We start from the raw sequence: 23418 nt of genomic DNA, 5'->3' as shown, positions 1-23418 counted from the left end.
GTGGCGTTACGCGCCGCCGGCAAACCCATGCTGCCGCCACGCTTCGTACATCACCACGGCAACGGTGTTGGAAAGGTTGAGGCTGCGATTGTCCGGCCGCATCGGCAGGCGCAGGCGGCGGCCATCGGGCAAGGCATCGAGCACGTCCTGCGGCAGGCCGCGGCTTTCCGGGCCGAACAGGAAGGCATCACCGTCTTCGAACGCCACGCTGTCATAGCGGACGCTGGCACGCGTACTGAGGGCGAACAACCGCTTCGGTGCGATCCGCGCCAGCGCGGTGTCCAGGTCGGGGTGCACCTGCAGGCGCGAATACTCGTGGTAGTCCAGGCCGGCGCGCTTGAGCTGCTTGTCTTCCAGTGCGAAGCCGAGCGGCTCGACCAGGTGCAGCTGCGCGCCGGTGTTGGCGCAGAGCCGGATCACATTGCCCGTGTTGGGCGGGATTTCCGGTTGGAACAGGATCACGTGGAACTGGGGCGCGGCATTCATCCGCGCAGTGTACCTGCGACGACCGCCGCCTTTACGGCGCACGCCCTGCGCGAGGCAGGGCGGCACCGCTTACGGGCGCAGCAGGACCTGGGCGGTTTCGGTGGCCAGGGCCTGCAGGTCGGCGGCGCTCGGACGCACCTGCAGGGCCGGCAGGTTGACGATCACCTGGTTGGCGACGCTGGTGGCGGCGGCAGCCAGGGTCGCGGCGTAGCGCTGGGCTTCCAGTTCGGCGGCCAGGGCGACGCGCTGCTCCAGGCTCGGGCGCACTTCCACCGAGGCCAGGGTGGTGATCGGCATCGCGGCGGCGACCGGGGCGGCGACGTAGCCGCTGCGCTCGGCCAGCTGGTCGGCACTTGGGCGCACTTCCACGGTGGCCAGGGTCGGGATGCCGCTGGCCTGTTCCCAGGCCTGCTGGGCCAGCTGGTCGGCGGCCGGACGAACCTGCACGGTGGACAGGGTCTTGATGGATTCGGAGGCCTGCACCGACGAAACAACCGCGGTGCCGGCGATCAGGGCGATGGCGATGGCAATGGTCTTGGCGTTCATGACGGGGCCTGTTTAGTGTTGGTGATCAGTGGTGTGGTAGTAAGGTAGTACACCAACTCTGGGCTTGCAAGGAAAATTTTCGATTTCCTGCGTTTGTTCATCCTTCAGTCAGCTTTTGTCTGAAGCCCTTCCTGGTGCAGGAACTACCAAGCAATCCCCGTGCCAACTTTTAATTATTGATTTGCAAGGGTTTTATGGTCATCGAAAAGTGTCCGGCGGGCGGACACCTGTCCATTCGATGTGCTGCGGACACTGTCCGGACGTTGCTGGCGGGTGTTTGTGACGGCTCGGACAGGGCAGATCGGCGCTGCGGATGGCGCACAGGGGCAAACACCCCCAGTGACTGGCGACCGATTCCTGCCGTTGCGCGCGCACGCTAGGATCGGGGTTCACCTATGTGACCAAGGATCCGGATATGTCTCTCGCCCTTCGCCCGCGCACTGCGCTGCTGGCCGTTGCCCTCAGCACCGCCCTGGGCACGCTTGTGCCTTCCCATGCGTTGGCGGCAAAGCCGGCCGCACCGGCCAAGGTCGATATCCCGTATGAGCAGTTCACCCTGCCCAACGGCCTGCGCGTGATCGTGCACACCGATCGCAAGGCGCCGATCGTCGCGGTCAACGTCTGGTATCACGTCGGCAGCAAGGACGAACCGGCCGGCCGCACCGGCTTCGCGCACCTGTTCGAACACCTGATGTTCCAGGGCAGCGAAAACCACGACGGCGAGTTCTTCGAGCCGTTCAAGCAGGTCGGCGCCACCAACCAGAACGGCACCACCAATACCGACCGCACCAACTACTTCGAGAACGTGCCCACCACTGCGCTGGACATGGCGCTGTGGATGGAATCGGACCGCATGGGCCATCTGGTCGGTGCGATCGACCAGGCGGCGCTGGACGAGCAGCGTGGCGTGGTGCAGAACGAGAAGCGCCAGGGCGAGAACCAGCCCTACGGCCAGGCCTGGGACCAGCTCAACAAGGCGCTGTATCCAGTTGGCCACCCGTACCACCACGGCGTGATCGGTTCGATGAACGATCTGAACGCGGCGTCGCTGGATGACGTGAAGACCTGGTTCCGCACCTGGTACGGCCCGAACAACGCCGTGCTGGTGCTGGCTGGCGACATCGACCTGGCCACCGCCAAGGAAAAGGTTGGCAAGTACTTCGGCAGCATCCCGGCCGGCCCGACCATGGCGCAGCCGGCGGTGAACGTGGCCAAGCGCAGCGCCGACACGCGCGAGACGATGACCGACAAGGTGCCGCAGGCGCGTATCTACCGCGCCTGGAACGTGCCGCAGGTCGGTACCACCGAGGTCGATCAGCTGCAGCTGTTCGCGCAGGTACTGGGCGGTGCCAAGTCCTCGCGGCTGAGCCAGCGCCTGCAGCACCAGGACAAGCTGGTGGACAGCATCGCGGCAGGCCTGTCGACGTCGCAGCTGGGTTCGAACTTCGTGATCATGGCGACGGTCAAGCAGGGCCAGGACCCTGCCAAGGTCGAGAAGATCATCGACGAGGAACTGGACCGGCTGATCAAGCAGGGCCCGACCGCGGCCGAGCTGGAACGCGCCAAGACCGGTGCCCGCGCCGGTTTCATCCGCGGCATCGAACGCATCGGCGGCTTCGGCGGCAAGGCCGACGCACTGGCCGAGTGCGCGGTGTTCACCGGCGACCCGGGCTGCTTCCGCACCTCGCTGGCCAACATCGAGAAGGCCAGTGCTGCTGATCTGAGCCGTCTGGGCGCGCAGTGGCTGGACAAGGGCAGCCACACCCTGGTGATTGCACCGGGTGAGCGCGTGGCGCTGAAGGAAGACCCGAGCCAGGCGCCGAAGCCGTTCAGCGTGCCGGCGGTGGACCCCAAATACAGCACGCTGCCCGAGCAGGTCGACCGCAAGGCCGGCGTACCGCAGACCCGCGAGTTCCCGCAGCTGAAGTTCCCGGCGCTGCAGCGCGCCACGCTGAAGAACGGCACCCAGGTGATCCTGGCCGAGCGCCACGAGATTCCGGTGGTGCAGTTCAGCTACCAGTTCCCGGGTGGCTTCAGCGCCGACCAGGGCCGCAAGCCGGGCACCGCCAACTTCACCATGAGCCTGATGACCGAAGGCGCCGGCAAGCTCGGCTCGCTGGCCTTCGCCGATGCTGCTGACGCACTGGGCGCCAGCCTGGATGCCTCGGCCGGCCTGGACTCCATGAGCGTGGACCTGTCGGCGCTGAAGGAAAACCTGGCACCGTCGCTGGCGCTGTATCGGGACCTGCTGCGCGAACCGCGCTTCGAGCAGGGTGAGATCGACCGGGTCAAGGCGAGCTGGATTGCCGGCATCCAGCAGGAGAAGGTCAACCCGGGTGCGGTGGCGATGCGCGTGCTGCCGCCGCTGCTGTACGGCAAGGGCCACCCGTATGCCATTCCGTTCACCGGCAGCGGTGACGAAGCAGCGATCAACGGCCTGACCCGCGAAGACCTGGTCGACTTCCACCGCGACTGGCTGCGCCCGCAGAACGGAACCCTGATCGTGGTCGGTGACACCACCCTGGCCGAGATCGTGCCGCTGCTGGACAAGCAGCTGGGCGACTGGAAGGCTGCGGGCGACGCCCCGCAGGTGAAGGCCGCCACCGACGTGGCATTGCCGAAGGGCCCGCGCGTGTTCCTGATCGACCAGCCGGGTGCGGTGCAGGCCAACCTGTTCGCCGGCCAGGTGGTGGCGCCGTCCAGCGCCGCCAGTTCGACCCGCTTCGATATCGCCAACGGCGTGATCGGCGGCGACTTCACCTCGCGCCTGAACATGAACCTGCGTGAGGACAAGCACTGGTCGTACGGTGCGCGCAGCAGCGCGATCAACTCGGTGGGCCAGCGCCCGTGGATGGCCAGCGCGCCGGTGCAGATCGACAAGACCGGCCCGGCGATGGCGGAAATGCGCAAGGAAATCGCCGCGTTCGCCGATGGCAGCAAGCCGGCCACCGCCGCCGAGGTCAACCGCATCCGCAACATCCAGACCCTGAGCCTGCCCGGTGCCTACGAGACCGCCAGCGCGGTCGCCTCGACCATCGGTTCGATCGTGCAGTTCAAGCGTCCGGACGACTACGTGCTGCGTCGCAAGGCCGAGATCGAGGCGATGACCCCGGCGCAGGTGCAGCAGGCCGCCGCCGAGATCAAGCCACAGGCGCTGACCTGGGTGGTGGTGGGTGATCTCAAGCAGACCGAAGCGGCCGTGCGTGCGCTGAACCTGGGCGAGGTGACGGTGATCGACGCCGAAGGCAACCCGGTCAAGAAATAAGGGATGCGCCTGCCCGCCCCCGCGGGCAGGCCTCCCCAGGTAGTGCCGGCCGCTGGCCGGCAACCTTGCCGTGGTAGTGCCGGCCGCTGGCCGGCAACGCCGTGACCCGAAGGCGGGGTCAGAGCCCGCTGCGGGGGATCCGTCCCCCCACCGGCTACCCCCGATTCAGGCGGTTCAGGCAGAATCCCTCCATACCCTTCCAGGATCTGCCCATGCGCGTTCTGCTGCTTTCCTCCCTGCTGCTCACCGTCACCGCCTGTACCTGGGTGCCGATCGAACCGGCCGGCAAGGCGACCCGCGTGCTGCCGGCAGGCCCGGTTCCCGCTGGCTGCATTGCCAAGGGCGAGGTGGTGGTGACCGTGAAGAGCAAGGTCGGCTTCTACAACCGCAACCCGCTGCGCGTGCAGGAAGAGCTGGAAACCCTGGCCCGCAACGAGGCCCCGAGCGCCGGCGCCAATGCCGTGCAGGCCGCCGCGGCCCCGGCCGATGGCAGCCAGCGCTTCGCCGCATTCCAGTGCCCGCCGCGCTGAACGCTTCACCATACGGCCAAGGCTGAATTCGTAAAGATGCGGTGAAGGCCCCGGGGGTTATAGAATAGCGCCCCCTTTTGCCTGAGCCTTGGCGCTAACCTCGATGCTCTTCAAGAATGTCTCGATCGCCGGCCTGGCACACGTCGACGCGCCGCATACGCTGACCACCAAGGAAATCAACGAACGCCTGCAGCCGACGTTGGATCGCCTGGGTATCCGCACCGACGTGCTCGGCGACATCGCCGGCATCCACGCGCGCCGCCTGTGGGACAACGGCGTGCTGGCGTCCGACGCTGCCACCATGGCAGGCCGCAAGGCACTGGAAGACGCAGGCATCAATGCGACGCAGGTTGGCCTGCTGGTCAACACCTCGGTCAGCCGCGACTACCTGGAGCCGTCCACGGCCTCCATCGTCTCGGGCAACCTCGGCGTCAGCGACGAGTGCATGACCTTCGACGTCGCCAATGCCTGCCTGGCCTTCATCAACGGCATGGACATCGCCGCGCGCATGATCGAGCGCGGTGACATCGACTACGCGCTGGTGGTGGACGGCGAGACCGCCAACCTGGTGTACGAGAAGACCCTGGAGCGCATGACCGCCCCGGACGTCACCGCCGACGATTTCCGCAACGAGCTGGCCGCCCTGACCACCGGTTCGGGTGCCGCGGCGATGGTGATGGCGCGCTCGGAGCTGGTGCCGGACGCGCCGCGCTACAAGGGCGGCGTGACGCGCTCGGCCACCGAGTGGAACCAGCTGTGCCTGGGCAACCTGGACCGCATGGTCACCGACACCCGCCTGCTGCTGATCGAAGGCATCAAGCTGGCACAGAAGACCTTCACCGCTGCCAAGATCGCCTTGGGCTGGGCCGTGGAAGAGCTGGACCAGTTCGTGATCCACCAGGTCAGCCAGCCGCACACCGCGGCGTTCATCAAGAACTTCGGCATCGACCCGAAGAAGGTGATGACCATCTTCGGCGAGCACGGCAACATCGGCCCGGCCTCGGTGCCGATCGTGCTGAGCAAGCTCAAGCAGCTGGGCAAGCTGAAGAAGGGCGATCGCATCGCGCTTCTGGGTATCGGCTCGGGCCTGAACTGCTCGATGGCTGAAGTGGTCTGGTAAAAGAGTCACCGCTGACCTGCTGCACGACGGGCAGCGATGATTTTTCCAAGTGTTCAAGGGCCGGTTTACCGGCCCTTTCTACAGGTGCGATCCGATGTCCCAGCTTCCCGGTTACCCCGCCCACCCGCAGCGCTTCGAGGTACGCCCCGGCCTGTCGATGAACTATCTCGACGAAGGCCCGCGCGACGGCGAGGTGGTGGTGATGGTGCATGGCAACCCGTCGTGGAGCTATTACTGGCGCACGCTGGTCGCCGGCCTGTCGGACACGTACCGCTGCATCGTGCCGGACCACATCGGCATGGGCCTGTCGGACAAGCCCGATGACAGCCGCTACGAGTACACGCTGCAGTCGCGCGTTGACGACCTCGATGCGCTGCTCAAGCACCTGGGCATCACCGGTCCGGTGACCCTGGCGGTGCACGACTGGGGCGGCATGATCGGTTTCGGCTGGGCGCTGTCGCATCACGACCAGGTGAAGCGCCTGGTGGTGCTCAACACCGCCGCGTTCCCGATGCCGGCGGCGAAGAAGATGCCGTGGCAGATCGCGCTGGGCCGCCACTGGAAGATCGGCGAGTGGATCATCCGCACCTTCAACGCGTTCTCGTCAGGTGCCTCGTGGCTGGGCGTGGAGCGGAAGATGCCGGCCGACGTGCGCCGCGCCTACGTGTCGCCGTACAACAGCTACGCCAACCGCATCAGCACCATCCGCTTCATGCAGGACATCCCGCTGTCGCCGGCCGACAAGGCGTGGTCGCTGCTGGAACGTGCCGGCAAGGCGCTGCCGTCGTTCGCCGACCGGCCGGCCTTCCTCGGCTGGGGCCTGCGCGACTTCGTGTTCGACCACCACTTCCTGAAGGGCTTCCAGGCCGCGCTGCCGCAGGCCCAGGTACATGCGTTCGAGGACGCCGGCCACTACGTGCTGGAAGACAAGCACGAAGTGCTGGTGCCGGAGATCCGCGCCTTTCTGGACAAGAACCCGATCTGATCGGTGTGCCGACCAACGGTCGGCATCCACCCCTTCCTCTTCCGGTGGGTGCCGACCGTTGGTCGGCACACCCGAAGGGTTGATGAGGTTGCCGGCCAGCGGCCGGCACTACCATTACGCGGCGACCGGCGCCTGCGGCGGCGAGGAAGGGCTGTTGCCGTTGTCGTCCGGATGGTCGTCGTCGTTGTCGGCGTCATCGCGCCAGCGCCAGTCGGCCGGCGTCAACGGATCCAGGCCATAGGCGATGCGCGCCTTGTCGCACTGCGGGCTGGCCTTGCCATACTCCCACGATGCATCCACCTCGCGGCACACGCTGGGCCGGTTGGGATGGATGGTGCAGCGTGAATACACGCCGATCTGCGCATCCAGCGCCACGCAGCGCACCGGCTTGGAATGGGTGCCGCGCATGCACAGGCGGTGCGGGTCCAGCACCTCGGTGAGCTGGTGCGGCACGCCGCCGGGGGTGACCTCGTCTGATTCCATCCAGTGGAAGGCCACGCGGTACTGGGTGCAGCAGGCGCCGCAGGTCATGCAGGGATGTTGCATGGGCAAGCCGCCTCGGGCGGCAGTCGGAATCAGGAACGAGGGTGCGGATTTTCCACGAAGTGGGCCGCCGCGCAAGAAATTCCGTAAGCGGCGACAATGAACGGATGAACCGACCCTGCAATATTGCCGCCCGCTTGCCTGAACTGGCGCGTGAACGGCCTGATCAGATCGCCATCCGCTGCCCTGGCCGCCGTGGCGCCGGCAACGGCATGGCCGCCTACGACGTGACCCTGGATTACCGCCAGCTGGACGCCCGCAGCGACGCCATGGCGGCCGGCCTGGCCGGCTACGGGATCGGCCGTGGAGTGCGCACGGTGGTGATGGTGCGGCCGTCGCCGGAGTTCTTTCTGCTGATGTTTGCCCTGTTCAAGCTGGGCGCGGTGCCGGTGCTGGTCGACCCGGGCATCGACAGGCGCGCGCTGAAGCAGTGCCTGGACGAGGCGCAGCCGGAGGCCTTCATCGGCATTCCGCTGGCGCACTTGGCGCGGCTGGTGCTGCGCTGGGCACCCTCGGCGGCGCGCCTGGTGACCGTGGGCCGCCGCCTCGGCTGGGGCGGGGCCACGCTGGCCGCGCTGGAGCGCGCCGGCGCCAAGGGTGGGCCGATGCTGGCCGCCACCGACGGCGAGGACATGGCCGCGATCCTGTTCACCAGCGGCTCCACCGGCGTGCCCAAGGGCGTGGTCTACCGCCATCGCCACTTCGTCGGCCAGATCCAGCTGCTGGGCAGCGCCTTCGGCATGGAAGCGGGCGGGGTGGACCTGCCGACCTTCCCGCCGTTTGCCCTGTTCGATCCTGCGCTGGGCCTGACCTCGGTCATCCCGGACATGGACCCGACCCGGCCGGCACAGGCCGACCCGGCCCGCCTGCATGACGCCATCCAGCGCTTCGGCGTGACCCAGCTGTTCGGCTCGCCGGCGCTGATGCGGGTGCTGGCGAAGCATGGCCGGCCGCTGCCGACGGTGACCCGGGTGACCTCGGCGGGTGCGCCGGTGCCGCCGGACGTAGTCGCCACCATCCGCAGCCTGCTGCCGGCCGACGCGCAGTTCTGGACGCCGTATGGCGCTACCGAGTGCCTGCCGGTAGCGGTGGTCGAAGGCCGCGAGCTGGAACGCACGCGCGCCGCCACCGAGGCCGGCGCCGGCACCTGCGTGGGCAGCGTGGTGGCGCCGAACGAAGTGCGCATCATCGCCATCGATGACGCGCCGCTGGCCGACTGGTCGCAGGCGCGCGTGCTGGCGGTCGGCGAAGTGGGTGAAATCACGGTGGCTGGCCCGACCGCCACCGACAGCTACTTCAACCGCCCGCAGGCCACGGCTGCAGCGAAGATCCGCGAGACGCTGGCCGATGGCAGCACCCGCGTGGTGCATCGCATGGGCGACGTCGGTTACTTCGATGCGCAGGGTCGCCTGTGGTTCTGCGGGCGCAAGACGCAGCGCGTGGAAACCGCGCGCGGACCGCTGTACACCGAACAGGTCGAGCCGGTGTTCAACACCGTCGCAGGCGTGGCGCGCACCGCGCTGGTCGGTGTCGGCGCCGCCGGTGCGCAGGTGCCGGTGCTGTGCGTGGAACTGCTGCGCGGCCAGTCCGACAGCCCGGCGCTGCAGGAAGCGCTGCGTGCGCACGCCGCAGCGCGCACGCCTGAGGCCGGCCTGCAGCACTTCCTGGTGCATCCGGCGTTCCCCGTCGATATCCGTCACAACGCCAAGATCGGCCGCGAGAAGCTCGCCGTCTGGGCCAGCGCCGAACTGGAGAAGCGCGCATGAAGATCCTGGTCACCGGTGGTGGTGGGTTCCTTGGCCAGGCGCTGTGCCGCGGGCTGGTCGAACGTGGCCACCAGGTACTGGCGTTCAACCGCAGCCATTACCCGGAGCTGCAGGTGATGGGCGTCGGCCAGATCCGTGGCGACCTGGCCGACCCGCAGGCGGTCCTGCATGCGGTGGCCGGCGTCGATGCGGTATTCCACAACGGTGCCAAGGCCGGTGCGTGGGGCAGTTATGACAGCTACCACCAGGCCAATGTGGTCGGCACCGACAACGTCATCGCCGCCTGCCGTGCGCACGGTATCGGCCGGCTGGTCTACACCTCCACGCCCAGCGTGACGCACCGGGCCACGCACCCCGTAGAAGGCCTCGGCGCCGACGAAGTGCCGTACGGCGAAGATTTCCAGGCGCCCTATGCGGCCACCAAGGCGATTGCCGAACAGCGCGTGCTGGCAGCCAATGACGCCTCGCTGGCGACGGTGGCGCTGCGTCCGCGCCTGATCTGGGGCCCTGGCGACCAGCAGCTGGTACCGCGCCTGGCCGAACGTGCACGACAGGGCCGCCTGCGCCTGGTGGGCGATGGCAGCAACAAGGTCGATACCACCTACATCGACAACGCCGCGCTTGCCCACTTCCTCGCCTTCGAGGCACTGGCGCCCGGTGCCGCATGTGCAGGCAAGGCCTACTTCATTTCCAACGGCGAACCGCTGCCGATGCGCGAGCTGGTCAACAAGCTGCTGCAGGCGGTGGGTGCACCGACCGTGGACAAGGCGATCAGCTTCAAGACCGCGTACCGTATCGGCGCCATCTGCGAGCGGCTGTGGCCGCTGCTGCGCCTGCGCGGCGAACCGCCGTTGACCCGGTTCCTGGCCGAACAGCTGTGCACGCCGCACTGGTACAGCATGGAGCCGGCCCGCCGTGACTTCGGCTATGTGCCGCAGGTCAGCATCGAAGAAGGGCTGCGCAGGCTGAAGGCTTCATCTGCTGCTTAGATCGCCGTCACTGGTTGCACACCGCAGGATCGGGAGGATGGACCCACGCCATCCAAGGCTCGACCACCCGCGAGGAGCGCCATGCTGCATTACGCCATCATTTTCTTTGTCATCGCCATCATCGCCGCCGTTCTGGGTTTCTCCGGTATCGCCGGCGCCGCAACGAACATCGCCTGGATCCTGTTCGTGGTGTTCCTGATCCTTGCGGTGATCTCGATGTTCCGCAAGCGCGGCTAGCCGGTAGTGCCGGCCGCTGGCCGGCATCGCTTTCCGCAGAGTCGAGCCATGCTCGACTCTGCGGGCGATCACCACGTTACACAGCGCTCTGCAGCCCGCGATCAGCTTCGTGGCGTTCCAGCGCCAGCTCGATCAGGCGCGTGATCAGCGCGGTGTAGTCGACACCGCTGGCGCCCCACAACTTCGGGTACATGCTGATGCGGGTGAAGCCCGGCAGCGTGTTGACCTCGTTGATGACGATCTCGCCGTCTGCGGTGAGGAACACATCCACGCGCGCCATGCCCGCACACTCCAGCGCCTGGTAGGCCTGCCGCGCGATCTGCTGGATGCGCGTCTGGGTGGCGGCGTCGATGTCGGCCGGCACCACCACTTCAGCGCCATAGTCATTGATGTACTTGGTGTCGTAGGCGTAGAACTCGTCGTGCACCACCACCTCGCCGCATACGCTGGCCTGCGGGTGCTCGTTGCCCAGCACTGCGCATTCGATCTCGCGGCCGACCACCGCCGATTCCACCAGCACCTTGTGGTCGTAGCGCAGCGCCAATGCCAGTGCCTCGGCGAAGCCCGCCGCATCCTTGACCTTGCTCACACCCACCGACGAACCCTGGTTGGCCGGCTTCACGAACAGCGGCAGGCCGAGCTGGGCGATCACCGCGTCGGCATCGACCTCCGCGGCCTGATGGCGACGGATGCACAGCCACGGCGCCACCTGCAGCCCCGCGTCGCGCAGCAGGCGCTTGGTCACGTCCTTGTCCATCGCCACCGCCGAGCCCAGTACCGGCGAACCGACGAAGGGCAGATTGGCCATGCGCAGCAGCCCCTGCAGCGCACCGTCTTCGCCGAGTGGCCCATGCAGGATCGGCAACACCACATCGATCTGGCCCAGCGCGCTGGCCGCATCGCACGGCTGCAGCTGCGCCTGCTCGGCGCCCGGGCGCACCGCCAGCGACTGGCCCGAGCGATGCAGCGCGATGCGCGACGGATCATCGGCATTGATCAGGAAGGTATCCGGCTGGCTCAGATGCCACTGGCCCTGCTTGTCGATGCCGACCAGCACCGGCTCGAAGCGCTCGCGATCAAGCGCATCGAGGATGTTCTTCGCCGACTGCAGCGAAACTTCGTGCTCGGAGGACTTGCCCCCGAAAATGATGCCGACCCGGGTCCGTGCCATGGGGAGTGCGATGTCCTGTGCGTTGCGTGGCCCCATAGCATGAACCTTCATCGGCCATCCGCGTGAGGCACAGGTGAACCAGAAATCCATCCACGCATGGCGTGGATCTACCGTGTCGACCAAGGTCGACACCCACCAAGAGCAGCAGGAACCTGTCGAAGGCGGGGTGGGCCGGTTGCGGGGGTGTCCGCGGCATGGATGCCGCGGCCAAGCCCCCACGGACGGGTTTACGGCGTCCCCCGCAACCGGCCCCGTCCCGCCAACCCACGGAATGCCCGCTGTTGCTGTTGCTTCGGCTATTGCCGTTGCCGTTGCATCTGCGGGTGCCGGGCGGCAGCCCGGCCCAAGCCCCCCACCCACGCAGGTAGAATGCGCACATGGCTCTCTCCCTGCTCAAGTCCCTCAAGCCGGTCGCTGGCCGCGCCCTGCAGATCGCCCTGAACCGCGCGCTGGCGCTGGATCCGGATACCCGCCATGCATTGGCCAGCCTCGACGGCCGGCATATCGACCTGACCCTGGAAGCGCCGTCGCTGGCCATGCGCATCAGCGTCGACGGCGACCAGCTGCGGGTCGGCCCGGTGGATGCGCAGGAAGCCGACCTGGCCGTGCGCAGCAGCCTGGCCGGCGTGCTGGCGCAGCTGCCGCTGCTGGCCAACGCGCGGCGCGGCGACAACAACGGCAAGGGCCGTGTGCGCGTGGCCGGCGATGCCGAGCTGGCGCGCCGCCTGCAGCAGCTGGCCAAGGGCTTCGATCCGGACTGGCAGCAGCCTTTCGTCAGCGTATTCGGCGAAGTACTGGGCGTGCAGGTCGCCAACACCCTGCGCAGCGCCCTGCAGCACGCGCGCCAGGGGGCGATCGACCTGGCCCACAGCGCCGCTGAGTTCATCACCGAGGAGTCGCGCGATGTGGTGCCGCGCGCCGAGCTGGATGCCTTCCACGACGACGTGGATGTGCTGCGCGATGACGTGGAGCGCCTTGGTGCACGCGTGCAGCGCCTGCGGGGTGCCGCATGAAGGCCGTGCTGCGGGCCAGCCGCATTGGCCGGGTGATCCTGCGTTACCGCCTCGACGACCTGCTGCAGGGCACGCCGGCCGAGCGCTGGCTGCGCCTGGCCAAGCCGTTCGTGCCGCGCGCCTCGGCCAGCATCGCCTCGCAGTCGCGCGGCGCGCGCCTGCGCCTGGCGCTGCAGGACCTCGGCCCGATCTTCGTCAAGTTCGGCCAGATCCTGTCCACCCGCCGCGACCTGGTGCCGCCGGACGTGGCCAACGAACTGACCCTGCTGCAGGACCGGGTCAAGCCGTTCGATGGCGAGACCGCGCGCCGCATCGTCGAGGACGCGCTCGGCCTGCCGGTCAGCGAGGCCTTCGCCAGCTTCGACACCGAACCGCTGGCTTCGGCCTCGATCGCGCAGGTGCACGCGGCCACGCTGGCTGATGGTCGCCAGGTGGTGGTCAAGGTACTTCGACCGGGCATCGAGAAGCAGATCGACGCCGACATCGCCCTGCTCAATTCGCTGGCCGCCCTGGTCGAGCGCACCCACCCGCGCGCCGACAAGATCCGGCCGCGCGAAGTGGTGGCCGAGGTCGAGAACACCCTGGCCGCCGAGCTGGACCTGCAGCGCGAAGGCGCCAATGCCAGCGTGCTGCGCCGCTTCTGGGAAAACTCCGACGACCTGTACGTGCCGGAAGTGATCTGGAGCCACACCGCCGAGCGCGCGCTGACCCTGGAGCGGGTGTGGGGCATTCCGTCCGATGACATCGCTGCACTGGACAAGGCCGGCATCGACCGCAAGGCGCTGGCCGCCAAGGGCGTGCGGGTGTTCTATACCCAGGTATTCCGCGACAACTTCTTCCACGCCGATGCGCACGCCGGCAACATCTGGGTCGACACCGATCTGGCGCGCCGTGCCAATCCGCGCTTCATCGCGCTGGACTTCGGCATCATGGGCCAGCTCTCGCAGGAAGATCAGTACTACCTGGCCGAGAACTTCATGGCCATCTTCAACCGCGATTACCGTCGCATCGCCGAACTGCATGTACAGGCACGCTGGATGCCCGACCACGTACGCATCGACGATCTGGAAGCAGCCGTGCGTTCAGTGTGCGAGCCGTACTTCACTCGTCCGCTGTCGCAGATCTCGCTGGCCGAAGTGCTGATGAAGCTGTTCCGGGTGGCGCAGCGCTATCAGCTGACGCTGCAGCCGCAGCTGATCCTGCTGCAGAAGACCCTGCTGAACATCGAGGGCGTCGGCCGCCAGCTGGACCCGCAGATCGACATCTGGGCGGTGGCCAAGCCGGTGCTGGCGAAGATCCTGCGCGAGCGCTACAGCCCGCGCCGGGTGGTGCGCGAGCTGGGCAAGCGCCTGCCGGAAATCATGACCCATGCGCCGGACATGCCGCGGCTGGTGCACGCCTGGCTGACCCAGCAGGTGGAAGGCCGCCACGAACTGGCAATGCGTTCGCGCGATCTGGTCGCGCTCGACGCCAGCCTGCAGCGCCTGCAGAAGCGCGCCGTGGGCGCGATCACCGGCGTCGGCCTGCTCGCCATCGCTGCACTGATGTATGTGCTGCAGCCGCCGGGCTGGTACTGGGGCGACGTGCCGGCGTGGAGCTGGCTGTCCGGTGCGGTCGGTGCAGTGGCGCTGCTGCGCGCGTGGTGGAAGTAGGCCCCATGCTGCAGGCACTCAAGGACGAACTGGCCCGCTTCGGCGCCGACAACGACGCCCGCGAAAGCGCGCGTGGCCGCCGCATGCTCAACATCACGCCAGATACGGGCGAATTCCTCGCGGTGCTGGTCCGCTTCGGCACTGCGCGCCGCGTACTGGAGATCGGTACCTCCAACGGCTATTCGACGCTGTGGCTGGCCGAGGCTGCCGCCGCCATCGACGGCCACGTGACCACGCTGGAATACGCCGAGGACAAGGCGGCGATGGCGCGTGACACCTTCGCGCGCAGTGGCCTGGCCGATCGCATCACGCTGGTCCACGACGATGCCGGGCCGTGGCTGGCAGAGGCCGCCGATGCCAGCATTGACCTGCTGTTCCTCGATTCGGACCGCGGGCAATACGCCGGCTGGTGGCCGCAGCTGCGCCGCGTGCTGCGCCCGGGCGGCCTGCTGGTGGTGGACAACGCCACCTCGCATGCGGGAGAGATGGAACCGTTGCGCGTGCTGCTGGACGCTGATCCGGACTTCAGCACCAGCCTGGTGCCGGTGGGCAACGGCGAGCTGCTGGCCGTACGCAACGCCTGACCGCCGCGCTGCCCGCGCTGATCTGGTAGTGCCGGCCGCTGGCCGGCAACTCCAGCAATCAGGCGACCCTGAGGCAGCCGGCCAGCGGCCAGCTCTACCGCATTCAGTGCCCAGCCTCGATAATCCCGCCGTGAGCACCGAACCTGACACCCTCGCCGCGGTCGAGACTGAAACCGCGCCCCTGCAGCTGCTGCACCTGGATGAGCGCCTGGCCGTGGTCAACAAGCCTGCCGGGCTGATGGTCCACGACAGCAAGCTGGCCCGTGGCGAAGACGACTTCCTGACCGACCGCCTGCGCGAGCAGCTGGGCCGCCCGATCTTCCTCGTGCATCGCCTGGACCGGGCCACCAGTGGCTGCCTGCTGCTGGCCTTTGACCGCGAGACCGCCAGTGCGCTGGGCAAGGCGCTGATGGGTGGCGAGGTGCTGAAGGACTACCTGACCGTCTGCCGGGGCTGGCCGGCCGAACTCGCTTGGCAGGTCGATCATGATCTGGACGGCGGCCCGGGCAAACCGGTGAAAAAGCCGGCGGTCACCGACTTCCAGCGCCTGGCCACCGGCGAGCTGTCGGTGCCGGTCGGCGAGTTCACCCGCTCGCGCTATGCGTTGCTGCGCTGCCAGCCACAGACCGGGCGCTTCCGGCAGATCCGCCGGCACCTCAAGCACCTGTCGCATCACATGATCGGCGACACCAGCCATGGTGATGGCCGCCACAACCGCATCTTCCGCATGCAGGGTGTGCACCGCATGCTGCTGCACGCCGAGCGCCTGCGCTTCCCGCATCCTGAGGGCGGCAACGTGGATGTCAGTGCGCCGCTGGATCGTGAGTTCCAGAAGGCGCTGGACCTGTTCGGCTGGCAGGTGGACCTATAGACGGTAGTGCCGGCCGCTGGCCGGCATCTGCCTGATCCCAACCGTACGAGGTTGCCGGCCAGCGGCCGGTACGACCTCACTTCTTTTCCGGCTCGTTGACGATCGCTTCCAGGTCCTTCTGCAGGTCCGCGAACAGCGGCTGCATGCGCGCCTGGATCGCCACCATCACGTTCTGCATCAGGGCCGGGGTCTTGTCCAGCAGGCTCTGGCCGGCCGCGCTCTCGTAGAACTCGGCCATCGCCAGCACGTCTTCCTTGCTGAAAGTCTTCTTGTACAGGTCCACGTACATCGGCCGCAGCTGCTGCCAGGACAGTGCCTGCCGCAGGGTCTGGCTGGTCCGTGCCTGGATCCGCTTCAGCTGCTCCTGCTGCTGGGCATTGAGCTGGCGCTGTGCGGCTACCTGCTGGAACTGCTGCTGCTGCATCGCCTCGATCTGCGGCAGCATGGTGTCGATCATGCTCTGCGCACGTGACGCGGACAGCAGACGGTTGATGTCGCCATCGGTCGGCGGCGCGGCCAGGGCGGGGACACTGGCCACGGCCAGCGCCAGCAGCAGGGCGGCGCGGCGCAGCAGGGAGGGCAGGGCGGTTGCGGAGCGGGTCATGCGAAGCTTCCTGCGGTACATGGGACGGCCAGCATACCCGCAGCCAAGGCGAAGGCGGCGTGTTCGGTACCTGATCGGCGGCATACGGCGCGCGATGCGCACTCCGACGCGTGGCTGCCGCTACAATGCGCGGATGGGCAGTGGACCGGTCACCATCAACGCGCAGCTTGAAATCCCCGACGGCGAGATCGTCGAGCGGTTCGTGCGTGCCAGCGGTGCCGGTGGCCAGAACGTCAACAAGGTCTCCACTGCGGTGGAACTGCGTTTCGACGTGGCCAACTCGCCCTCGTTGCCCGAACCGTTGCGCACGCGCCTGCTGGCGCGGCGTGACCGGCGCATGACCGGCGAAGGCGTGCTGGTCATCGACGCGCAACGTTTCCGCACCCAGGATCGCAATCGCGAGGATGCGCGCGAGCGGCTGGCGGCCTTCATCCAGGCCGGGCTGAGCGTGCCCAAACCGCGCAAGGCCACCAAGCCGACCCTCGGGTCGAAACTGCGTCGTCTGGACGCCAAACGCGGGCGCGCGCAGATCAAGCGCGGGCGCTCATCACGTGACTGGGAGTGATTGCTTGAACAACCCGACTCCGCTGCTGCCGGCCGTGCCGCCGCAGATGCCACAGGTCAAACCCAACGCCTTCCTGCGCTGGCTGGCGCGCTGCACCCTGCGCATGGGCGGCTGGAAGGTGACCGGCACCCTGCCTGACATCCCGCGCCTGGTGTTCATCATCGCGCCGCATTCGTCCAACTGGGACGGCCTGTGGGGCATGGCGGCCAAGATCGCGCTGGGCATGAAGGTGAAGGTGCTGGGCAAGGCCTCGCTGTTCTGGTGGCCGCTGGGGCCGCTGCTGCACAAGCTGGGCGTGATCCCGCTGGACCGCAGCTCGCCGCAGGGCACGGTGGGCCAGGCGGTGGACCTGCTTCGCAACAACGAGAAGATGTGGTTCGCCATCACGCCCGAGGGCACCCGCAAGGCGGTGAAGGAGTGGAAGGCCGGCTTCCTGAAGATCGCCCGGATGGCAGACGTGCCGATCCTGACCGCCTATTTCCACTATCCGGAAAAGACCATCGGCATCGGTCCGCTGTTCACCCCGAGTGGCGACGATGTGGCCGACATGGCTGCCATCCGCGAGTTCTACCGGCCGTGGATCGGCAAGACCCGCGGCACGGTCTGAGCCGGCCGCAGGCCGTCGCATAGACGCCACGTCCGGCACATGCCGGGCGAGCGCGACAGGAGTAGGGTGGAGGGCTGGTATTCCATACCGTCTGCCCAAGGAGCGTTTTACATGTCGCGTACCGTAGTCCTGGCCGCCGCCATCAGCCTGGCGCTGGCGGCCTGTTCCGGCAAGGAGTCCACCCCCGTGTCCGATGCCCAGAAAGCCCCGGCCCAGCAGCCGGCCGAAGCCTCCACCAATCCGCTGCTGAGCGCCAGCACGCTGCCGTTCCAGGCGCCGCAGTTCGACAAGATCAAGGACAGCGACTACCTGCCGGCCTTCGAAGAAGGCATGCGCCAGCACCTGGCCGACGTTCGCAAGATCGCCGACAGCAGCGAGCCGGCCACCTTCGACAACACCATCGTGGCGATGGAGCGCAGCGGCGAGACCCTGACCCGCGTGTCGCGCATCTTCTTCGGCCTGGTCCAGGCCGATACCAACGATGCGCGCCAGAAGATCCAGGAAGAAGTGGCGCCGAAGCTGGCCGCGCACCAGGACGAGATCAACCTCGACCCGAAGCTGTTCGCGCGCGTGAAGTCGATCTATGACCAGCGCGACACGCTTGAACTGGATCCGGTGCAGAAGCGCCTGGTCGAGCACTACTACGATGGCCTGGTGCGCGCCGGTGCACAGCTGTCCGACGCCGACAAGGCATCGCTGCGCAAGCTCAACGTGGAAGAGACCACGCTCTCCACCCAGTTCCATACCCGCCTGGTGGCTGCCACCGCCGCTGCGGCCGTTGTCGTTGACGACAAGGCCAAGCTGGCCGGCCTGGACGAGGATGCGATCAACAACGCCGCCAACGCAGCGAAGGAGCGCAAGCTGGATGGCAAGTTCCTGCTGCCGCTGCAGAACACCACCCAGCAGCCGGTGCTCGGTTCGCTGAGTGATCGTGACCAGCGTGCCGCCGTGCTGAAGGCTTCGGAAACCCGTGCCGAGCGTGGCGATGCCAACGACACCCGGCAGACCGTGCAGCGTCTGGCCCAGCTGCGCGCGCAGAAGGCCAAGCTGCTCGGCTTCGATACCTTCGCCGACTACCAGCTGGGCGACCAGATGGCCAAGACCCCGGCCGCCGCGCTCAAGCTGCTGACCGACACCGTGCCGGCCGCCACCGCCAAGGCCCGCGCAGAAGCCGGCGAGATCCAGAAGGTGATCGACGCGCAAAAGGGCGGTTTCCAGGTCGCCGCCTCGGACTGGGATTTCTACGCCGAGCAGGTGCGCAAGGCCAAGTACGATCTGGACGAGTCGCAGATCAAGCCGTACTTCGAACTGGACAACGTGCTGCAGAACGGCGTCTTCTACGCCGCCACCCAGCTGTACGGCATCACCTTCAAGCCGCGTACCGACATTCCGACCTACAACCCGGACATGAAGGTGTACGAAGTCTTCGACAAGGACGGCACCTCGCTGGCCCTGTTCTACACCGACTACTTCAAGCGTGACAGCAAGTCCGGCGGCGCCTGGATGGACGTGTTCGTCGAGCAGGACGGCCTGACCGGCGCCAAGCCGGTGGTCTACAACGTCTGCAACTTCACCAAGCCGGCCGCCGGCCAGCCTGCGCTGATCAGCTTCGACGACGTCACCACCATGTTCCATGAGTTCGGCCATGCACTGCATGGCATGTTCTCGAACGTGAAGTATCCGTCGATTGCCGGCACCGCCACCTCGCGCGACTTCGTCGAGTTCCCGTCGCAGTTCAACGAGCACTGGGCACTGGACCCGAAGGTGTTCGCCAACTACGCCAAGCACTACAAGACCGGCGAGGCGATGCCGCAGGAGCTGGTCGACAAGATCCTCAAGGCACGCAGCTTCAACCAGGGCTATGCGACTACCGAGTACCTGTCGGCCGCACTGCTGGACCTGGCCTGGCACACGCAGAAGGCCGACGCGCCGCTGCAGGACGTCGGCGCCTTTGAAGCGAGCGCGCTGAAGAAGTTCAAGGTCGACCTGCCGCAGGTGCCGCCGCGTTACCGCACCACCTACTTCGACCACATCTGGGGTGGCGGTTACTCGGCCGGCTACTACGCCTACTTCTGGGCCGAAGTGCTGGATCATGACACCTACCAGTGGTTCACCGAACACGGTGGCCTGACCGCCGCCAATGGCCAGGAATTCCGCGACAAGATCCTCTCGCGCGGCAACAGCGTGGAGCTGTCGACCCTGTACCGCGATTTCCGCGGCAAGGACCCGTCGGTGGAACCGCTGCTGAAGTTCCGCGGGCTGAAGTAAGCGCGACCTGAAGTACGAAAGAAATAACGGCGGGGGAAACCCCGCCGTTTTTCGTTGAATCGATGCCATCGACAGATTCCGCAGTGTGCCGCTCATCCACGCATGGCGTGGATCCATGTATCGACCAAGGTCGACACCCACCAGAAGCAGGCCATGCTGTTCCGACAGTTCGCGGAGATCTGTCGAAGGCGGGGTGGGTCCGGTTGCGGGGGTGTCCGCGGCATGGATGCCGCGGCCAAGCTTACAGGGACGTACTTGCAGCGTCCCCCGCAACCGGACCCACCCCGCCATCCCCCAGGAAACCGGCTTTGGCTGTTGCTGTTGCTGATGAGGTTGCCGGCCAGCGGCCGGCACTACCGGGTGCCGGGCACAGCCCGGCCATCACGTCCCCACGTGTACCCGGTTGGCTTGTTCGGCCAGCCCCAGGTGATCCAGCGCGATGTCCAGCGCCAGCACATAGCTCTGCGCACCGTAGCCGGCGGCGATGCCCAGGCGCTGGCCGACACCGGCCGGCAGGCACGGCTCGGCCACCGCGCCGTCGTCATGTACTTCCACGTAGGCGTTGTGCAGGTAGGGCAGCAGGCGCTGAAGACGCAGGCTGTTGGCACACGCACCCGGGTCCAGCAGCGTCACCTCGCCACGGCTGTGGTCGGCCACGCGCAGGGCGTCCAGCAGTTCCTGTTCCGAGCCGCAGGCGCGTATCGCCACGCTGGTGCCGGCGTCGATTGCCCGGTGCACCAACGACTTCAGTACCGGTGCCGGCAGCGGCATGGCGGTACGGATCAGCGCACCGGCGGCTTCCGGGCCACGGATGATGAAGATCGACATGGCTCAGCCCTCCTGCGCCAGGCGGCGGCCGACGATGGCCAGCGACAACGGATAACCGGCCTGCTGGCTGCGCTGGTCGATGACCACCGCCGCGGGGCCATGCTGCAGTCGCAGGCGCGACTCCAGGCCGGGCTCGCTGGGTGCCTGCAACTCGATGTACTGCGCCGGCAGCCGTTCCAGCGCCGCCTGCAGCGCACCGCCCTCGGCCTGCCATTGCGCCTCGTCGGCCACGCCGACATCCAGCAGCACCCAGTCGGCCGAACGCGCCTGCGGCTGGCACAGGCACTGGCGCACTTCGGACAGGCTGGCGCAGTCGCTGCACAGTACGCGATGGCCGCTCAGCTGCGCCGGCAATTGCGGGCGCGGCGCGGACGAAGATGCGTGGCGGATCACCAGGAGGGTCATACAACACCTTGCGGAATGCGCCCTGTGGCGCGGTGGGCACACGATGCGCGCGCTGGCCGTAAAGGTGCGATGCCGGCGGCCGGTCCCGCGCGTAAAACCTGCGTAACCCGGCGCTACCGGGAACCTCTCCCCCCATGTGTGGTCTGATGCAGCTACCACCCACCCGGAGCCTGCCATGGACGCCGTTGCCCGCCCTCCCTTTTCCGATCGCGCGCTGGCCTGGCTGAAAAAGGAGGCGCTGCCGTTGCTGGTGATGCTCGGCCTGCTCGCCGCCGCCCGCGATACCCTCGCCAACCACTACGTGGTGCCCAGCGGTTCGATGCAGCCGACCCTGCAGCCCGGCGACCGGGTGGTGGTGGACATGCGCGCCTACGGCCTGCGCCTGCCATTCACCAGCAGGGAGCTGATGTCCACCGGCACGCCGCAGCGCGGCGAAGTGGCGGTATTCGATTCGCCAGCCGACGGCACCCGCCTGATCAAGCGCGTTGCCGCAGTGGCCGGTGACCATGTGCAACTGCACGAAGGGCACCTGACCATCAACGGCCAGCCGCTGCAGACTGCGGACCTGCAGGATGTGGAAGCCTTTGGTGAACGCCGTGCCAGCCTCGATCTGGACATGGGGGGCGGCCCGGACATCGCCGACCTGGTGGTGCCGGACGGCAAGGTGCTGGTGCTGGGTGACCACCGTGGCAACAGCTTCGATGGCCGCTTCTTCGGCTTCGTCGATGCCGACAAGGTCTACGGCCGTGCGGTGGCGGTGTACTACCGCCGCGGCGACGGTTTCGAGTGGCAGCGCCTGTAAGCTGAATTGATACTTCTTGAGTATCAATCCTGACTTATCAGGTTATGGATCGACTGGATGGACGGGCCTTAGTCTGAGGCCCGTTCCCTCCCACGCCCGGCCGTCCCCACCGGCCTTTCGATTCCATGACTGGCGAAACTGCGGCGGCCGTTGAAGGCCGTCCCTCCACTCTCGATACCGGCACCGACACCCGCATCCAGCAGGGCACCCCGGCCTTCCGCCGCACCGCGATGGCGCTGTTCCTGGCCGGCTTCTCCACCTTCGGCCTGCTGTACACGGTGCAGCCGCTGCTGCCCGAGTTCAGCCGTCACTTCGGCGTGTCCGCCGCCGGCAGCGCGATGTCGCTGTCGTTGACCACTGGCACGCTGGCGGTGGCGATGCTGCTGGCCGGTCTGCTGTCCGACGCGGTCGGCCGTCGCCCGTTGATGATCGTTGCGCTGTTGGCGTCGGCCATGCTGTCGCTGTGCACCGCGCTGGTGGACGACTGGACCACGCTGCTGGTGCTGCGGACCCTGCTTGGCCTGGCGCTGAGCGGCGTGCCGGCGGTGGCGATGACCTACCTGGTCGAGGAAATGGACGGCCGCGCGCTGGGCCTGGCGATGGGCCTGTACATCGGCGGCAACGCCATCGGTGGCATGAGCGGGCGCCTGCTGGCCGGCATCATCGCCGACCATTGGGGCTGGCGCTGGGGCATCGGCGTGGTCTCGATCATCGCCGTGGCCAGCACCGTGCTGCTGTGGCTGCAGCTGCCACCGTCGCGGCACTTCCATGCCCGTCGCGGCGGCCTGCGCCAATTGCCGTCGCGCTGGCGCACGCTGTTCGCCGACCCGGGCCTGCCGTGGCTGTTCGCCACCTCGTTCGTACTGATGGGCGTGTTCGTCACCCTCTACAACTACCTGGGCTATCACCTGCTGGCGCCGCCCTACCATCTCAGCCAGACCGTGGTCGGGCTGATCTTCAGCGTCTATCTGGTGGGTACCTTCAGTTCGGCGTGGATGGGCCAGCAGGCCACGCGCTACGGACGCGGCCGCATCCTGTCGATCTCGTTCGCGCTGATCGGCGCCGGCATCGCGCTGCTGGCGATGCCGTGGCTGAGCACGATGGCGCTGGGTATCGCACTGGTGACCTTCGGCTTCTTCGGTGGTCATTCCGTGGCCAGCAGCTGGGTTGGAAGCCGCGCCGGTGCGATGCGTGCGGAAGCCTCGGCGCTGTATCTGTTCGCCTACTACCTGGGGTCCAGCGTGCTGGGCGGTGTGGGTGGCCTGGCCTATGCAGCCTGGGACTGGCTTGGCGTGTGTGCGTTCGCCGCCGCGCTGACCCTGATCGGCGGTGGCATCGTCTGGACGCTGCAGCAGCGCGCGCCACAGCCGGTCACGGCGTGACCCAACGCACGGTAGTGCCGGCCGCTGGCCGGCAACCACGGTGTGGTGGGTTTGCCGAGGTAGAGTCGACTGTTAGTTGTGATCTCTCGGTAGGTTGTTCATCCGGGGCATCTTTGGAAAATGGTGGTTACCACACCTATCCAGTCCCCAAAGAGCCCGGATGAACCACCATAAAAATGCCCGTTTGACGCCGTTTAGT

General features: G+C 67.4%; 23 protein-coding genes. 16 read left to right on the top strand and 7 right to left on the bottom strand.

The window, feature by feature from the left end; genetic code table 11:
- Window positions 1–6: 6 nt before the first annotated feature.
- Together AC5P60_RS08805 and AC5P60_RS08800 are read right to left on the bottom strand one after the other, a co-directional pair.
- Window positions 7–486 (bottom strand): tRNA (cytidine(34)-2'-O)-methyltransferase, encoded by a 480-nt coding sequence (locus AC5P60_RS08805; protein ID WP_005407625.1) that lies wholly within the window; start codon window positions 484–486, stop codon window positions 7–9.
- 69 nt (window positions 487–555) lie between these two features.
- Window positions 556–1032 carry an XAC0231 family protein gene (locus AC5P60_RS08800; RefSeq protein WP_005407626.1) on the bottom strand — a complete coding sequence of 159 codons (477 nt, stop codon included), beginning with the start codon at window positions 1030–1032 and terminating at the stop codon, window positions 556–558.
- A gap of 415 nt (window positions 1033–1447) precedes the next feature.
- Here AC5P60_RS08800 and AC5P60_RS08795 point away from each other — a divergent pair, with 415 nt between their 5' ends.
- The 4 genes from AC5P60_RS08795 (at window position 1448) to AC5P60_RS08780 (ending at window position 6932) form a co-directional block, all read left to right on the top strand.
- A complete protein-coding gene (locus AC5P60_RS08795; RefSeq protein ID WP_032966333.1) occupies window positions 1448–4297 on the top strand; it encodes a M16 family metallopeptidase in 2850 nt (949 codons plus the stop codon).
- A 212-nt stretch (window positions 4298–4509) separates the two neighbouring features.
- A complete protein-coding gene (locus AC5P60_RS08790) occupies window positions 4510–4827 on the top strand; it encodes a DUF4156 domain-containing protein (RefSeq protein ID WP_005407628.1) in 318 nt (105 codons plus the stop codon).
- 103 nt (window positions 4828–4930) lie between these two features.
- Window positions 4931–5947, top strand: coding sequence for a 3-oxoacyl-ACP synthase III (locus tag AC5P60_RS08785; RefSeq protein ID WP_004135358.1), 1017 nt, complete (start codon window positions 4931–4933; stop codon window positions 5945–5947).
- Window positions 5948–6041: 94 nt separating this feature from the next.
- Window positions 6042–6932: an alpha/beta fold hydrolase gene (locus AC5P60_RS08780; RefSeq protein WP_033835519.1), complete on the top strand. Its 891-nt coding sequence runs from the start codon at window positions 6042–6044 to the stop codon at window positions 6930–6932.
- Window positions 6933–7046: 114 nt separating this feature from the next.
- On the opposite strand, the gene AC5P60_RS08775 is transcribed toward AC5P60_RS08780, so the two are convergent.
- Window positions 7047–7478, bottom strand: a complete 432-nt coding sequence (locus AC5P60_RS08775) for a YkgJ family cysteine cluster protein (RefSeq protein WP_005407630.1) — start codon at window positions 7476–7478, stop codon at window positions 7047–7049.
- Window positions 7479–7582: 104 nt separating this feature from the next.
- On the opposite strand from AC5P60_RS08775, the gene oleC reads away from it, so the two are divergent.
- From oleC to AC5P60_RS08760, 3 genes are all read left to right on the top strand, one after another.
- Window positions 7583–9241: an olefin beta-lactone synthetase gene (gene oleC, locus AC5P60_RS08770; RefSeq protein ID WP_049432631.1), complete on the top strand. Its 1659-nt coding sequence runs from the start codon at window positions 7583–7585 to the stop codon at window positions 9239–9241.
- Window positions 9238–10230: a 2-alkyl-3-oxoalkanoate reductase gene (oleD, locus tag AC5P60_RS08765; RefSeq protein WP_005407632.1), complete on the top strand. Its 993-nt coding sequence runs from the start codon at window positions 9238–9240 to the stop codon at window positions 10228–10230. The genes oleC and oleD overlap by 4 nt, the downstream gene beginning before the upstream one ends.
- A gap of 81 nt (window positions 10231–10311) precedes the next feature.
- A complete protein-coding gene (locus tag AC5P60_RS08760; protein WP_005407633.1) occupies window positions 10312–10467 on the top strand; it encodes a DUF1328 domain-containing protein in 156 nt (51 codons plus the stop codon).
- A gap of 76 nt (window positions 10468–10543) precedes the next feature.
- Here AC5P60_RS08760 and ddlA read toward each other — a convergent pair whose 3' ends face one another.
- Entirely contained in the window at window positions 10544–11638 is a 1095-nt protein-coding gene (ddlA, locus tag AC5P60_RS08755) for a D-alanine--D-alanine ligase (RefSeq protein ID WP_495201726.1), read from the bottom strand.
- Between the two features lie 377 nt (window positions 11639–12015).
- On the opposite strand from ddlA, the gene AC5P60_RS08750 reads away from it, so the two are divergent.
- Genes AC5P60_RS08750 through AC5P60_RS08735 form a run of 4 tightly spaced genes read left to right on the top strand, consistent with a single transcriptional unit; the run spans window position 12016 to window position 15758 of the window.
- On the top strand, window positions 12016–12651 hold the full coding sequence (locus AC5P60_RS08750) for a ubiquinone biosynthesis accessory factor UbiJ (protein ID WP_005411902.1): 636 nt from the start codon (window positions 12016–12018) through the stop codon (window positions 12649–12651).
- Entirely contained in the window at window positions 12648–14303 is a 1656-nt protein-coding gene (ubiB, locus tag AC5P60_RS08745) for a ubiquinone biosynthesis regulatory protein kinase UbiB (protein ID WP_049404805.1), read from the top strand. The genes AC5P60_RS08750 and ubiB overlap by 4 nt, the downstream gene beginning before the upstream one ends.
- 5 nt (window positions 14304–14308) lie before the next feature.
- Window positions 14309–14887 (top strand): O-methyltransferase, encoded by a 579-nt coding sequence (locus tag AC5P60_RS08740; RefSeq protein WP_033835524.1) that lies wholly within the window; start codon window positions 14309–14311, stop codon window positions 14885–14887.
- Window positions 14888–14915: 28 nt separating this feature from the next.
- Window positions 14916–15758, top strand: coding sequence for a pseudouridine synthase (locus tag AC5P60_RS08735; protein WP_370487260.1), 843 nt, complete (start codon window positions 14916–14918; stop codon window positions 15756–15758).
- A 76-nt stretch (window positions 15759–15834) separates the two neighbouring features.
- Here AC5P60_RS08735 and AC5P60_RS08730 read toward each other — a convergent pair whose 3' ends face one another.
- Window positions 15835–16362, bottom strand: coding sequence for a DUF2059 domain-containing protein (locus tag AC5P60_RS08730; protein ID WP_483693594.1), 528 nt, complete (start codon window positions 16360–16362; stop codon window positions 15835–15837).
- A gap of 133 nt (window positions 16363–16495) precedes the next feature.
- Here AC5P60_RS08730 and arfB point away from each other — a divergent pair, with 133 nt between their 5' ends.
- The 3 genes from arfB to dcp all read left to right on the top strand — a co-directional run bounded on the left by arfB (window position 16496) and on the right by dcp (window position 19802).
- Entirely contained in the window at window positions 16496–16927 is a 432-nt protein-coding gene (gene arfB / locus AC5P60_RS08725) for an alternative ribosome rescue aminoacyl-tRNA hydrolase ArfB (RefSeq protein WP_005407644.1), read from the top strand.
- 4 nt (window positions 16928–16931) lie between these two features.
- Entirely contained in the window at window positions 16932–17534 is a 603-nt protein-coding gene (locus AC5P60_RS08720) for a lysophospholipid acyltransferase family protein (RefSeq protein ID WP_033835525.1), read from the top strand.
- Between the two features lie 111 nt (window positions 17535–17645).
- Complete coding sequence (gene dcp / locus AC5P60_RS08715) at window positions 17646–19802, top strand: peptidyl-dipeptidase Dcp (protein WP_483693595.1); 2157 nt, start codon at window positions 17646–17648, stop codon at window positions 19800–19802.
- Window positions 19803–20183: 381 nt separating this feature from the next.
- On the opposite strand, the gene AC5P60_RS08710 is transcribed toward dcp, so the two are convergent.
- On the bottom strand, window positions 20184–20630 hold the full coding sequence (locus AC5P60_RS08710) for a 3-dehydroquinate dehydratase (protein ID WP_004153636.1): 447 nt from the start codon (window positions 20628–20630) through the stop codon (window positions 20184–20186).
- 3 nt (window positions 20631–20633) lie between these two features.
- The gene (locus tag AC5P60_RS08705; protein WP_033835527.1) at window positions 20634–21035 is read right to left on the bottom strand and encodes a hypothetical protein; all 402 of its coding nucleotides are present in this window, start codon (window positions 21033–21035) and stop codon (window positions 20634–20636) included.
- Window positions 21036–21210: 175 nt separating this feature from the next.
- Between AC5P60_RS08705 and lepB the strand changes: the two genes are divergently transcribed.
- Both lepB and AC5P60_RS08695 read left to right on the top strand, forming a co-directional pair.
- Entirely contained in the window at window positions 21211–21837 is a 627-nt protein-coding gene (lepB, locus tag AC5P60_RS08700) for a signal peptidase I (RefSeq protein WP_005407648.1), read from the top strand.
- 125 nt (window positions 21838–21962) lie between these two features.
- Window positions 21963–23219, top strand: a complete 1257-nt coding sequence (locus AC5P60_RS08695; protein ID WP_049454208.1) for an MFS transporter — start codon at window positions 21963–21965, stop codon at window positions 23217–23219.
- The last annotated feature ends 199 nt before the right edge of the window (window positions 23220–23418 follow it).

The organism is Stenotrophomonas sp. YJH_SMC_120 (genome assembly GCF_059368675.1).
This window is presented reverse-complemented; position numbering and strand designations above follow the sequence as displayed.

Excerpts from the sequence above, each read along its gene's own strand:
- AC5P60_RS08760 (WP_005407633.1), top strand. The coding sequence starts at position 10,312 with ATGCTGCATTACGCCATCATTTTCTTTGTCATCGCCATCATCGCCGCC.
- oleC (WP_049432631.1), top strand. The coding sequence starts at position 7,583 with ATGAACCGACCCTGCAATATTGCCGCCCGCTTGCCTGAACTGGCGCGT.
- AC5P60_RS08790 (WP_005407628.1), top strand. The coding sequence starts at position 4,510 with ATGCGCGTTCTGCTGCTTTCCTCCCTGCTGCTCACCGTCACCGCCTGT.
- AC5P60_RS08750 (WP_005411902.1), top strand. The coding sequence starts at position 12,016 with ATGGCTCTCTCCCTGCTCAAGTCCCTCAAGCCGGTCGCTGGCCGCGCC.
- ubiB (WP_049404805.1), top strand. The coding sequence starts at position 12,648 with ATGAAGGCCGTGCTGCGGGCCAGCCGCATTGGCCGGGTGATCCTGCGT.
- AC5P60_RS08695 (WP_049454208.1), top strand. The coding sequence starts at position 21,963 with ATGACTGGCGAAACTGCGGCGGCCGTTGAAGGCCGTCCCTCCACTCTC.
- arfB (WP_005407644.1), top strand. The coding sequence starts at position 16,496 with ATGGGCAGTGGACCGGTCACCATCAACGCGCAGCTTGAAATCCCCGAC.
- lepB (WP_005407648.1), top strand. The coding sequence starts at position 21,211 with ATGGACGCCGTTGCCCGCCCTCCCTTTTCCGATCGCGCGCTGGCCTGG.
- AC5P60_RS08740 (WP_033835524.1), top strand. The coding sequence starts at position 14,309 with ATGCTGCAGGCACTCAAGGACGAACTGGCCCGCTTCGGCGCCGACAAC.
- AC5P60_RS08805 (WP_005407625.1), bottom strand. The coding sequence starts at position 486 with ATGAATGCCGCGCCCCAGTTCCACGTGATCCTGTTCCAACCGGAAATC.
- AC5P60_RS08775 (WP_005407630.1), bottom strand. The coding sequence starts at position 7,478 with ATGCAACATCCCTGCATGACCTGCGGCGCCTGCTGCACCCAGTACCGC.
- AC5P60_RS08795 (WP_032966333.1), top strand. The coding sequence starts at position 1,448 with ATGTCTCTCGCCCTTCGCCCGCGCACTGCGCTGCTGGCCGTTGCCCTC.
- AC5P60_RS08785 (WP_004135358.1), top strand. The coding sequence starts at position 4,931 with ATGCTCTTCAAGAATGTCTCGATCGCCGGCCTGGCACACGTCGACGCG.
- AC5P60_RS08780 (WP_033835519.1), top strand. The coding sequence starts at position 6,042 with ATGTCCCAGCTTCCCGGTTACCCCGCCCACCCGCAGCGCTTCGAGGTA.
- AC5P60_RS08710 (WP_004153636.1), bottom strand. The coding sequence starts at position 20,630 with ATGTCGATCTTCATCATCCGTGGCCCGGAAGCCGCCGGTGCGCTGATC.
- AC5P60_RS08730 (WP_483693594.1), bottom strand. The coding sequence starts at position 16,362 with ATGACCCGCTCCGCAACCGCCCTGCCCTCCCTGCTGCGCCGCGCCGCC.
- dcp (WP_483693595.1), top strand. The coding sequence starts at position 17,646 with ATGTCGCGTACCGTAGTCCTGGCCGCCGCCATCAGCCTGGCGCTGGCG.
- oleD (WP_005407632.1), top strand. The coding sequence starts at position 9,238 with ATGAAGATCCTGGTCACCGGTGGTGGTGGGTTCCTTGGCCAGGCGCTG.
- AC5P60_RS08800 (WP_005407626.1), bottom strand. The coding sequence starts at position 1,032 with ATGAACGCCAAGACCATTGCCATCGCCATCGCCCTGATCGCCGGCACC.
- ddlA (WP_495201726.1), bottom strand. The coding sequence starts at position 11,638 with ATGGCACGGACCCGGGTCGGCATCATTTTCGGGGGCAAGTCCTCCGAG.
- AC5P60_RS08705 (WP_033835527.1), bottom strand. The coding sequence starts at position 21,035 with ATGACCCTCCTGGTGATCCGCCACGCATCTTCGTCCGCGCCGCGCCCG.